The organism is Vibrio sp. 10N.261.55.F4 (genome assembly GCF_041470465.1).
Lineage (GTDB): Bacteria > Pseudomonadota > Gammaproteobacteria > Enterobacterales > Vibrionaceae > Vibrio > Vibrio crassostreae_C.
Window position 1 is genome coordinate 154,008 of record NZ_JBFRMM010000002.1, and the last position, 11,870, is coordinate 165,877.

Annotated in this window: 12 protein-coding genes; 9 read left to right on the forward strand and 3 right to left on the reverse strand. The window is 45.2% G+C overall.

The genetic code is table 11. From position 1 onward, the window contains the following. Positions 1 to 5 precede the first annotated feature (5 nt). The gene (locus tag AB4249_RS01505) at positions 6 to 1,016 is read right to left on the reverse strand and encodes an aldo/keto reductase family oxidoreductase (protein ID WP_017059146.1); all 1,011 of its coding nucleotides are present in this window, start codon (positions 1,014 to 1,016) and stop codon (positions 6 to 8) included. Positions 1,017 to 1,148: 132 nt separating this feature from the next. Between AB4249_RS01505 and AB4249_RS01510 the strand changes: the two genes are divergently transcribed. Both AB4249_RS01510 and AB4249_RS01515 read left to right on the forward strand, forming a co-directional pair. Then, positions 1,149 to 2,033 carry a LysR family transcriptional regulator gene (locus AB4249_RS01510; protein ID WP_102393873.1) on the forward strand — a complete coding sequence of 295 codons (885 nt, stop codon included), beginning with the start codon at positions 1,149 to 1,151 and terminating at the stop codon, positions 2,031 to 2,033. A 307-nt stretch (positions 2,034 to 2,340) separates the two neighbouring features. After that, entirely contained in the window at positions 2,341 to 2,562 is a 222-nt protein-coding gene (locus tag AB4249_RS01515; RefSeq protein ID WP_372102216.1) for a hypothetical protein, read from the forward strand. A gap of 128 nt (positions 2,563 to 2,690) precedes the next feature. Here the strand turns inward: AB4249_RS01515 and AB4249_RS01520 are convergent, their stop codons facing one another. Then, positions 2,691 to 3,212: a DUF2058 domain-containing protein gene (locus AB4249_RS01520; protein ID WP_010441213.1), complete on the reverse strand. Its 522-nt coding sequence runs from the start codon at positions 3,210 to 3,212 to the stop codon at positions 2,691 to 2,693. Positions 3,213 to 3,627: 415 nt separating this feature from the next. Between AB4249_RS01520 and AB4249_RS01525 the strand changes: the two genes are divergently transcribed. Together AB4249_RS01525 and AB4249_RS01530 are read left to right on the forward strand one after the other, a co-directional pair. Next, positions 3,628 to 4,962: a sphingomyelin phosphodiesterase gene (locus AB4249_RS01525; protein WP_372102217.1), complete on the forward strand. Its 1,335-nt coding sequence runs from the start codon at positions 3,628 to 3,630 to the stop codon at positions 4,960 to 4,962. 39 nt (positions 4,963 to 5,001) lie between these two features. Beyond that, the gene (locus AB4249_RS01530) at positions 5,002 to 5,952 is read left to right on the forward strand and encodes a chromosome partitioning protein ParA (protein ID WP_102427806.1); all 951 of its coding nucleotides are present in this window, start codon (positions 5,002 to 5,004) and stop codon (positions 5,950 to 5,952) included. 4 nt (positions 5,953 to 5,956) lie between these two features. Here AB4249_RS01530 and AB4249_RS01535 read toward each other — a convergent pair whose 3' ends face one another. Then, positions 5,957 to 6,991: an AraC family transcriptional regulator gene (locus tag AB4249_RS01535; RefSeq protein ID WP_372102218.1), complete on the reverse strand. Its 1,035-nt coding sequence runs from the start codon at positions 6,989 to 6,991 to the stop codon at positions 5,957 to 5,959. Positions 6,992 to 7,160: 169 nt separating this feature from the next. Between AB4249_RS01535 and AB4249_RS01540 the strand changes: the two genes are divergently transcribed. The 5 genes from AB4249_RS01540 (at position 7,161) to AB4249_RS01560 (ending at position 11,818) form a co-directional block, all read left to right on the forward strand. Continuing rightward, positions 7,161 to 8,174: a DUF2804 domain-containing protein gene (locus tag AB4249_RS01540; RefSeq protein WP_372102219.1), complete on the forward strand. Its 1,014-nt coding sequence runs from the start codon at positions 7,161 to 7,163 to the stop codon at positions 8,172 to 8,174. 87 nt (positions 8,175 to 8,261) lie between these two features. Continuing rightward, positions 8,262 to 9,110 (forward strand): sterol desaturase family protein, encoded by an 849-nt coding sequence (locus AB4249_RS01545; protein WP_372102220.1) that lies wholly within the window; start codon positions 8,262 to 8,264, stop codon positions 9,108 to 9,110. Positions 9,111 to 9,316: 206 nt separating this feature from the next. Then, positions 9,317 to 10,741 (forward strand): exodeoxyribonuclease I, encoded by a 1,425-nt coding sequence (gene sbcB / locus AB4249_RS01550; RefSeq protein WP_017091224.1) that lies wholly within the window; start codon positions 9,317 to 9,319, stop codon positions 10,739 to 10,741. Between the two features lie 25 nt (positions 10,742 to 10,766). Continuing rightward, positions 10,767 to 11,138 carry a CidA/LrgA family protein gene (locus AB4249_RS01555; protein ID WP_004734867.1) on the forward strand — a complete coding sequence of 124 codons (372 nt, stop codon included), beginning with the start codon at positions 10,767 to 10,769 and terminating at the stop codon, positions 11,136 to 11,138. A 2-nt stretch (positions 11,139 to 11,140) separates the two neighbouring features. Next, a complete protein-coding gene (locus tag AB4249_RS01560; RefSeq protein WP_372102221.1) occupies positions 11,141 to 11,818 on the forward strand; it encodes an LrgB family protein in 678 nt (225 codons plus the stop codon). Positions 11,819 to 11,870 lie beyond the last annotated feature (52 nt).

An 11,870-nucleotide genomic window follows, 5' to 3' on the forward strand; every position in this document is an offset into this window, starting at 1 on the left:
ATTCCTTATGGCAGTGCTTGACCACGTGAGTACACGTATAGGTTGTACCACTCTTCACGAGACAGGTTTATCTGAGTCGCGACTGCCGAAGCTTTGATTCGCTCTAGATTTGTGGTGCCAATTACAGGTTGGATACGAGCAGGGTGACGAAGCAAAAATGCCAACACAATCGCTTCACTTTCTACGCCATATTGGTTCGCTAACTGAGCCACGTAGTGCGCTGTCTTTTTCACGTTTTCATGTTCTGAATACAAACCTTGCTCAGCAAATCGGCCTTGTGCCAAACAGCCCCAAGCTTGCAGTTGGATGTTATTCAATTGGCAATGTTCAAGAGTGCCTGCGGCGAAGTCTGATTGATGGTGCCCTTGCGAGTTAATCATCACCCCATCATTCAACCAATCCAATTTGGCTAAGCTCATCTCAACTTGATTCGCGACGATGGGTTGCCCAAGCGCAGATTGCAGGTACTGAATTTGATGGCTGTTCATGTTCGACACACCAAAATAATCGACCTTACCTTGCGCTTTTAAGTTCTCTAACGTTCTTGCTAGCTCATCGAGTTCCATCAAAGGATCAGGGCGGTGCAATAACAGCACATCAAGCTTTTCAGTATTCAATCGATTGAGAATACCGTCTACCGATTGGCCTACCCAATCAGCCGAGAAATCATAACGACCAACATTGCCCTCGCCTTCAAAACGAATCCCACACTTAGATTGAATGAACATCTGTTCACGCAGATCAGGCGCTTGTTGTAATGCTTGACCAAAGGCTTGCTCAGCTTTGCTGAAGGTATAGATATCCGCATGGTCGAATAAGTTAATGCCCGATTCTAGTGCGGTGCCGATTACGCTTCGTGTTTGAGCAACATCCGCACTCGTCACTGGATTATCATTCCAGCCACCACCTAACCCCATGCAGCCATAGGCAATTTGCCCAACATTCGGTAGATAATTTGATAATGGGATACGTTTTTTGTCATTCGTTTTGTTTGTAGATTCAGTGCTGTTCGTCATATCGATTCTCGCTTAGAAGATTTGCTGACCAGAAATATGCCTCTATCATATTGTTCTTTTTAAAAAACAGAATATGCTAGTTACGAAATGATTGTTTGATATGACGAACAATAGATTGGTAGGAACGCGCGAATGAACGAACACAAAAGAATAGAACGACTGATCCTGTTTGTAGAACTTGCTCAGCAACTCAACTTTACCAAGGCAGCCGAAAAGCTCGGTATCTCTAAGAGCTACCTTTCTGAACAGATCAAACGTTTAGAGAACGATTTACAGTGCCCGCTTTTGGTCAGAACCACTCGCAGTGTTCGTTTAACCCAAGAAGGCGAACGCGCGTTACAACAAGGCTTAACGATTCGCTCGCAAGTCTTACAGCTTGAACGCAGTGTTTCTGAGCAACACGACATCGTCAAAGGCCTATTACGCCTCACTGCGCCAAAGATGTTTACTGAGGTATATCTATTCGATATCTGCCAACAGTTTAGGCAGCAATACCCTGAGATTCGTTTCGAGATAAACAGTAGCTACACCAACTTTAATCTCAATCAAGATGATATCGATATCGCGTTTCGTGCCACCAATACGCCACCTGACAACATGGTGGCGAAACACTTGATTAGCTATCAACATGATTTAGTCGCGACTCCCGGTTATCTTAACCAATTTGGTCGCCCTACCAATGTGAGTGACTTAAGTGATCATCAATGCTTAGCAACTCTGCACCAAACCGAGTGGCCTTTAAAATCGGTAAATATTGATGTGTCCGGCTGGCTTTCAAGTAATGACAACCACCTGCTTAAGCAACAAGCTATGGCAGGCAGTGGCATCATCCGTATTGCAAGTTACTACGTTGCGAAAGAGGTCGAACTGGGAGAATTAGAGCGAGTGCTGCCTGATGAATGTCTGCAACAAGGCAACAGTATTTATCTGTTCTATCCGCAAGTTATTTATCCGGCAAAGAAACACCAAGTGTTCGTTAAATTTGTTCAGAATTACTTTGAAAGCTTAAGTCGATAAAATGATGCACAGCTCACTAGGGCTTGTTGGTTTCATCTGGCCAACATATTCGTCGTAGCGAGCTCTACTTCAACCTCTTCGGCTGAATGTGATACCAGTGAAAGTCGACTATATGGCCGATCTACTTTCAAGCCTACTCGTCCTAGTTCTTTTATTTTTTCTTGCTCTTACATTTACATTAATACCTAAACATTCACTCTACGAATCGTTTTTTATTGACTTAAAAATGAAATCATAACGACACACTAATTTGCGTAACTTAGGGTGCAAATAGGCAATCAGATTACAGTGCCTATCAGGAGGATGTATGAAACCAAATCGATCTACGGTACTCACTGGACATGTAAAGCACTGCCCATGCTGCTCTACCGAACTGGTCATCAAAGACCACATTCACGTTTGCCCGCGCAATGAAATTGGCGACTGTTACTTCGATGGCTATGACCAACACGAACAGCGCGCTAATACCGATTTTATCGATCATGCAAGTGCCAATGATAGCTTTGTTTACGGCATGTCAGAACACTAAGCGTTATTCAAGATTTGTTGAAGTCATTTCGCGCCAAAAAAAATGCAGCGCCAATCGAGTGATTGTTCGCTGCATTCTTAGATCCTGTAAACTTAGCTAACCATTAAAATGGAGCTAGGTAAAACGGATTACCACATTAGATCATCTGGGATCACGAAGTCTTTGTACGGGTCATCTTCGTCTACTTCGTCTGTGCTACCTGCCTGCGTATCAACGATAGATTCTTCGTCGCGCATAGCAATCTTGTTCGCTACTGCTGTTGGAATAACAACATAGCTCTCGCCTTGACGAGCAATACTTAGAATGCCTTTACTTAGTTGCTTTTGAGTCAGCTCTTCTACGTAAAGATATTTAACTAGCGTACCGTCGGTGAAGTTGTATTTGATCTCACCGTTCTTCTGTTCGATCTTGTTCATCTCAATCAGTTGCTTCACTTGAGCTTTAATTTCTTTGCTCAACTGTTGTTCTTTCAACTGTTGGTTTAGCTCTTTGTCTTTCGCTTGCTGCGCCAGTTTAGTTTCTTCAGCTGCCGCTTTTGCTTCACGAGACTGAACGCGAGACTTTTTAGAGCCTTTCTTCGCCTTCTTTAATTTTTTCTCATTTACCAAGCCAGCTTTAAGCATCTGCTCTTGGAGTGTTAACTTTGCCATGACTTTCCCAGTTCAGGATTAAAAACGGCACTATCATACCTGTTTTTGAGGTTTCTGTTTACTGAACAAGAGTAAATTACAGAACAATCGCAAAATGTATGCTGATAGCTCTAAGCTGTGTCCATATTCCCTTCTTGTTGCTCACAACCTCCACTTTACCGCGACACACAGTTTTCACTTAAGCACGCCAATATTGGCTGTTCCACCGACTCGAAAGCATTAACTGACCCTATTATTCGCGCGCGTACCACTTATCATTCCGATAAGACAATATGTTAATTTTCAATGGTTAATCAATTTTATAAAACCTTGGCATATATCTCATATTTGAATAAATGCCATAGAGTTATAACTCCAATGTCATAACTCTTGACTACGTTATTCTAGACATCAATCAATAAGGATAACGTAAACGATGAAAACTCAATGGACTTGGTTAGCTGCACTTGTGGCATCCACATCAATCGCTTCGACCTCTGCGATCGCAGACACCGACGTGTATCTCACCAATAACACCAATCAAGTGATGACCATTCAAGCCAACCACACTGGTACCGACCTGCTTCAACTCGGTGATGAGTGGCAACAGCATGTTGAACAGATTGGTCCTTGGGAGACGAAGAAGCTGATAAGTTTCAACCGCTGGACTGGTGTGAAATCTGGGAAGACCTATGAGTTTGACACTGTGGTATCAAACGCTGTGGGCGAAAGTGTCACGCTCAACCAAACCATGAAGGGACATTGGTATAACTCGACACTGCAACATGGTTTGAGTGCCGCAGACGTCAACCTAACATTGCATGACGATCGTAATATTCATCGCAGCACAACCGATGCGTTCGGGGTCAATGCAGAGCTAGCCCTCAAAGCCGATTCTACAGCGCGCTATGATGATATTTATTACACCATCACCCCGTCAAAAGTGGATGAGCAACCAGAGCCGGATGCCAATACACTCAAGGTCATGACTTACAACATCTGGGCGCTGCCTGCTATCGCGTCGCATATTGGTGACCGCTATGACCTGATCCCTCAATACGTAAAGGGCTACGATGTGTTGGCGCTTCAAGAGGTGTTTGCTAACGGCAGAGATGAGTTCTTGCGTGAGCTTGCGAAGGAGTATCCTTATCAAACCAAAATGCTCGATAAAGACGGGATTAACATTTATGACGGCGGCGTAATCATTGTCAGCCGCTACCCTATCGTTAACGAAGCTCAGTATGTTTTCCCTGATTGTACGGGCACAGATTGCTTCGCTGATAAAGGTGTTAACTACGCGGAAGTGATCAAGAATGGTCAGGCTTACCATGTATTCGGCACCCACACGGCATCATTCGATACGGACACGGCACGTGACTACCGACAACGTCAATTTAAACAGATGCGTCAGCTTGCTCAATCACTGGAAATACCAACTTCAGAGACGGTTATTTATAGCGGTGACTTCAACGTGAACAAGCTCAAGTTCCCAGATGACTACCAACAGATGTTCGCTAACCTGCAAGCTGATGAACCAACCTACTCTGGTTACACCGCTTCAACCTTTGACCCACGCATCAACAACTTTGCGGGCGAACCTATGTCGGGTGGTGAAAACGTTGAGTATCTCGATTATGTGGTAGTAAGCTCGGAATATGGCGCCAAAGCTCATAACGACAATCGCGTGGATGTCCCAAGATCAACAAGCAGTGAGTTATGGAAGCACTACAACCTTTCAGACCACTTCCCTGTTAGCGCCGTCATTAAGTAACTCGGTGAACGCATAATGCATCGAGTTATATTAACCCTAATGCTCGTCTTAACGGCGAGCATTATTGGCTATTCTTGGTCATCAAAAACGAACGAAACAGCGCTATCTTCTGCTCAACACACAGAACCTAAGCCGCGTGTTTCTACGACAACTAATGACGATAATTCCACGCCTACTGCAACCGCTAGTTCGGAAAACTCCGCATCGCACAGCAATCAAGCCCAAGCTGGAGCACTGGACGGTAAAATTCTTGCTGAAAACTTGAGTGAGCTTGAAGGCAAGGCTTTGTTCGATGAACTCGATGGGTTCTGGAAGCTTTGCCAACAACGCGATGACTGCGCAAAGCAACTCGCACGATTGAAATCAGAATTGCCGGGCATATGGTTTGAGTTACTGAGCGACTATCCGCAGCTATCGGCTGACTGGCAATTAACACAAAGCACTATCCCACTTGAATCCATAGAGACTCTTGAAGATCGTGTTGCCTTATTCAAGCAATCTGCACAGCAAGTATGGGGAGAGTTGGCCCACCAGCTATTCGCTGACCAGTTTGCTCATCTGGATTTTACGCTTGACGCCAACACCCTTGAAGAGAACGAAGCGAGCCAGTTTTTGGCCAACTATCAAGATTTGCTTAGTGAATGGCAAAACAATACGGGCACGTTAAACGCCGAAACACAGCTTCAAAAATATGAACTGGCAGTATCTTTGATACCCAGCAGCTATAGCCCTGCTGAAGTAGCATCAGTCAAAGCCGACCTTCAAGATGCCTACTTAGATGAAGCGCAGGCCAGCAACATTGCCGCGCGAGAACAACAAGTCGCACAACAGCAACAAACCGTGATGAGTTATCACGTGCAACTGGATCAGCTCAAAGCGACCTTAGGCTCTCAGCGTTCATCAAGTTATGCCACTTGGACTCAACAAGATTGGGACAGTTACTATCAGCAGCAAGTCACCGATTTCAGAGAACAGTTCTTTAGCAAGTAACGCCTTAACTTAAACCATCACGAAACTGAGCGGGCGTTTTATTGAGCCAACCTTTAAACGCCCTTCTGAAATTTGCAGGGTCGCTATAACCGAGCCTTTCACCGATGTCATCAATGCTCATGGTTGTGCCGAGTAATAGCTCTTTGGCCAGCTCCACTCGAACTTCGGTAAGCAATATTTGGTAACTGGATTCATGGGTCACTAGCTCTCGCCTGAGTGTACGAGAGCTACAACCAAACTCATCCGCGAGTTGTTCAATATTCGGGAAACTACCTGCGGTTTGATAAAAGATCGTTTTGATCTGATTAGTCAGCAGATGCTCAGAGTCCAACGTTTCGACTATCGACTGGCAAGACGCAAGATAGCGCTTCAGTGTCGCGGCATCATGAGTCAATAAGGTCTGTGATAAAACCGAGGCATCAAAACGCAATTCACAATGGCTCTGCTCAAAAACTACAGGGCACTGGAAACGGTCGTCATAGAGCTTAGCGTAATTGGGACGAGCATAAGGCAAAGCCAAAGTGTGAATATCCAGCTCATGACCAGTCAGTTCTTTGAACAAAGAGACGATGGAACTTAAGAAATACTCACTGCAGAAAGGGAGCAGATCGCCCACTTCCAAGGTGTTCTCAATCTGAATCACTGCATGCTCGGAATCTAGAAACAATTTAACCGAGAAAATAGGACCGTTCAGGCGCAGATATTTAAAGCCCGACTTGATGGCCTCCCCGACATTTTGACTGGTCGATAGCGCATAACCCAACACACCAAAGTGGCTCAAGCTAGCGTGTTCCCCCAGCCAAAGCCCTAAGCCATCGTGAGGAAAGCTCTGATTCGCCACGCTAAATAACGCAAGTTTATCAGCGTAAGTCAGCTTTCCATTCGGGTCTCGCCAATCCATGTTCGGCAAACCCACATCATTGAGTAGCCTTTCAATATCGAGACCTCGTTGCTCTAACGTATTCAACAGCAGCGCGATATCTAATGTACCCAACTGATGCCGATGTCCGGTCGGCTTATACTCCGCGATAATCTCCAATCGTCTCTCCTTATATCGAGCCCATTCCCATCAACATGACGACTCAGCTTCAACAACACTACTGACAAAATCGTGATTGGTAACGCGCTCTTGTCCGAATATGACCTCCCAATTCTACGCTACTCATCGCACAATGGCTTTAGTTGTTAAATTTATGTGAACTATCGCAATGATAAAAACGAATCCTGCTCCACACAGTTTGATTGATTCTAATGGTCAGCCGATCATTGGACATTTCGATGGCATCCCAAAGCACCTGAACATCGAGAACTTTGACTACCGAAACTCGATGGATGCAAAAGCAAACTCTTGGCAGAAGCACTTCCACTACAAACAATTCCAATTTGTCAGCATTGTTACCGACACGCACATTATTGGTGTCGCTATCGCGGATATTCGCTACTTAGGCTCGGCATTTTGTTATCTGTACGATATTGAAAACAACCATCTAGAAGAGGCATCTTGGTTGAGGCCATTAGGGTTTGATAAACAAGTTACCGCTTCGCCATTTGACGGCACGACAAACATTGCAGGCCAAAGCATTACCTTTGAGATTGAAGGCGGACAATGGCAAGTTCGCTTGAATACCAAACTCATCAAGGCCGATATCGCTTTAGAGCCTGAAACCGACAGCTTGCCAATGGCGATGTGCAGCCCAACGGGTTATTCAGGTTGGACTTACACCCAAAAGCACAATGCTTTGCGCATCAGCGGTGAAATCCAAATCAAGGGAGAATCACTCGTTCTCCAACAAGCTCGTGCCGGTTATGACTTTTCAGCGGGTTACATGAGGCGTGAGACCAGTTGGCGCTGGGCAAGTATCAACACGCAATCCAATGGCACAGATATTGGCCTAAACCTCGCGGCGGGCGTGAATGAGACTGGAGGCTGCGAAAGCGTATTGTGGGTCAGTGGAACCAGACACTTACTTAACCCGGTACAGTTTACGTTCAGTCGCCAAGACACGAATTTACCTTGGCAGATAACATCACAAGATGGACGTATAAACCTGACCTTTACGCCCTTAAATAACCGCAGCGAAAAGCTCAATTTATGGCTGTTAAAGAGTAACTTTCGTCAGTTCATTGGTCACTTTTCTGGCTCGATTGAAGACAACAATGGAGTGACACATCAACTCGATGGTGTTCTTGGCCTAACAGAAGATCACTTTGCTCGCTGGTAACGTAATTCTGCTGATTGAATCTCAGGCGAGCAAGTCTAAGTAAACTTGATACTAAGAACGCGTATGGCGTCTCAACAAGGATAAAACATGAATATCGACGCATTAATCAATCACCCAGAATGGCTACTGCTGGTATTAGCGCCCTTATTCGTGGTGTGCATGTTGGCTGAGTATTTTATCGGTCAGAAGCAAGGTCGACTACCAGACAATTCCAACTATAAACTTTCAGAAGTGATGTGTAACTTCACGCTGGCGGGAATGCATCAACTCTCCGATTTGCTCACTGGGTTATTGGTCGTGCAGCTGTATCTATGGCTGTTTGGTTGGCGCTTAATGGACATTGAAATGGGCGTGCTGAGTTTTGTCGTATTGATGGTGTTACAAGACTTTTTCTATTATTGGTTCCATAGAGCAAGCCATCGTATTCGCTGGATGTGGGCCGCGCACGTCGCGCACCACAGTTCAGAACAGATGAACTTCAGTACGGCTTTCCGTCAGAGTTTGATGTACCCATTCGCAGGCATGTGGCTATTTTGGGTACCGCTCGTCATCATAGGTTTCGACCCTAAATGGGTCATCTTTGTGGTGCTTCTGAATCTAGGTTTGCAGTTCTTCGTCCATACACAATGGATACGAAGCTTGGGGCCACTTGAATACATCTTTAATACCCCTTCGCATCATCGAGTACATCACGGCAAAAACCCGCAATACATTGATAAGAACTACGCCGGCGTTCTTATTATCTGGGATAAGTTATTTGGTACATTCGAACCTGAAGTTGAAACTGTACGTTATGGCGTCACCAAACCCGTGAACAGTTTTAATCCGATAGTGGTCACCTTTCAAGAATGGAAGGCCATATTCAAAGATTTGAAGAACCGAGAGTTAACCATGAAGCAGAAAGTCCAGTTGATACTCTCGCCTCCATCGGATTAAACGGACGATAGACAGATTGTATTAACTAAGAAACCGCCTCAATTGGTTTCAAAACCTTCCCCACTGACTCGATTGAATAGTAAAGCACCGTTTTCCGGCAATTTATTTGTGATCTGGGTTGCACGCGTACCGCATACTATCAGATACTGAACAAAACTAACCTTCAGCCACAGTAAACGTTCTGCGCTTGCTGTTCAGGAAATTCAATGAGTTCAGATAATCAGCCGACCTACTTCTTTTTCGATTACGAAACTTGGGGCGTTAGCCCAGCAAAAGACCGTCCGAGTCAATTTGCAGGTGTTCGTACCGACCAAGATTTCAATGTTATTGGAGAGCCTCTGGTTATCTATTGCCAACCTCCCGCTGATTACCTCCCTGCGCCTGAAGCTGCGTTGATCACCCGTATCACACCACAGAAAGCGGCTTCACAAGGTCTCCCTGAGCCAGAGTTTATCGCTAAGATCCATGCTGAGTTAGCGAAACCTAACACCACAAGCCTTGGCTACAACAGTATTCGATTTGATGATGAAGTAACGCGTTACACCTGTTACCGAAACTTCATCGACCCATATGCGTGGAGCTGGCAGAATGGCAACTCTCGTTGGGATTTATTAGATGTAATGCGCGCTGTTCACGCACTGCGTCCTGAAGGCATTGTTTGGCCAGAGAACGAAGAAGGTTACCCAAGCTTCAAACTGGAACACCTATCTGTGGCAAACGGCATTGAACACGAGAACGCGCACGATGCGATGGCCGATGTTATTGCGACCATCGAGTTAGCGAAGAAGCTGAAAGCTGCGCAACCTAAGATGTTCGATTACCTTTACAACATGCGTCATAAGCGTAAGCTGAATGATCTGGTTGATATCGTAAACATGACACCATTGATGCACGTTTCGGGCATGTTTGGCCGTGACTGCAACTACACAAGTTGGATTGTGCCTATGGCTTGGCACCCAACCAATCAAAATGCGGTTATCGTGGTTGATTTAGCCAAAGATCCAAGCCCACTGTTAGAACTGGACGCTGATGAACTCAGAGACAGACTCTACACCAAACGCAGTGAACTGGGTGAAGACGAGCTACCAGTACCAATCAAATTGGTTCAACTGAACAAGTGCCCTATTCTTGCTCCAGCCAAAACGCTGACGGCTGAAAATGCCGAAACCATCGGTATCGATCGCCAACAATGCTTGAAGAACTTGGCACTGCTGCGCGAACACCCAGAGATCCGCGAAAAACTGATCGGCCTGTACTCACAAGAGCGAGAGTACGAAAAGAGTGATGATGTTGATACACACCTTTATGACGGTTTCTTCTCACCTGCTGATAAAACAGCGATGAACATCATTCGCGAAACTGACCCAAATAACTTGGCAGCTTTAGATATCACCTTCGGTGATGAACGTATTAAACCGTTACTGTTCCGTTACCGTGCTCGTCATTTCCCATGGACGCTCGACGAAGCTGAGCAATTGAAATGGGCGAACCATTGTCGTGAGTTTTATGAAAGCCGTTTAGAAGAGTACATGCTAAACCTTGAAAACCTCGCGCATGAACATGAAAGCGACGAGAAGAAAATGGCTATCTTGAAGGCGGTTTATCAATACGTAGAAAAGTTAGCTAGCTAATTCCATTATCAAGAGACGTAACACTTTGAAAGAAAGATTGATCCAACTGGTTTACTGCTTAATCTCCTTCACCTTAATCATAGGTGCACTTACAGCAGGTAACGCGTTACAGCACTTTTTGGATACCTCAATCCCTGGCAGTATTTTTGGCATGTTGATTCTGTTTGCCGCCATGGTGATTGGTATTGTTCCTTCGCACTGGGTACAACCCGGCGCAAGCTTGATTATCCGCCTAATGATCTTACTGTTTGTTCCGATCAGTGTTGGGTTGATGGATCACTTCGACATGCTCATCGCGAACGCATTGCCAATTATGGCGAGCGCCGTTGGTGGCACATTATTGGTGTTAGTATCCTTATCATGGTTCTTAGACCGCTTGCTTTCGAGAGGTAACTGATCATGTGGATTCTACTCACCATCGTGGTATTCCTATTTGCTCGCTGGGTAAGTCAAAAAGTAAACTCGCCGCTGTGTAACCCCCTGCTTATCAGCATTGGTATCATCATTCCGATGCTCACGTTCTTTAGAGTACCGTTTGAGACTTACTATGCTGACAACACTTGGATTACCTACATGCTGCAGCCTGCGGTTGTTGCACTTGCTTACCCACTTTATGAGCAGCTACCTCAAATCAGAGCCAACTGGCGCATCATTACCTTTGCGTGCACGCTAGGCAGTGTGATGTCGATGACAACAACGGCATTAATAGCAGTGGCTTTTAAAGCGGACTTAACTTTGATTGCGAGTTTATTAGGTAAGTCAGTCACCACACCAATTGCGATGGAAGTATCGAGCCATTTAGGTGGTGAAGCAGCGATTGCGGCAATACTGGTATTGATTGTGGGTCTATTTGGGGCAATTTTTGCTTACCCAATCTACAACCTCATTGGTATTAAGAGCCCGATCGCCCGTGGTTTAACCATGGGTACCGTGTCTCACGCTTTAGGTACGGCAACTTGTGCTGAAAAGAATCAGGAAGATGCAGCATTCAGTTCTTTGGCTCTTGTGCTTTGTGGCGTCATTACCTCAATCATCGCACCGAGTATATTTTCGCTCGTGGTTTGGTTCTATTCTTAACCACTTTGATTACAGTTTATACGCGCTCTAATAGATGAGTTGGTAAATAGCT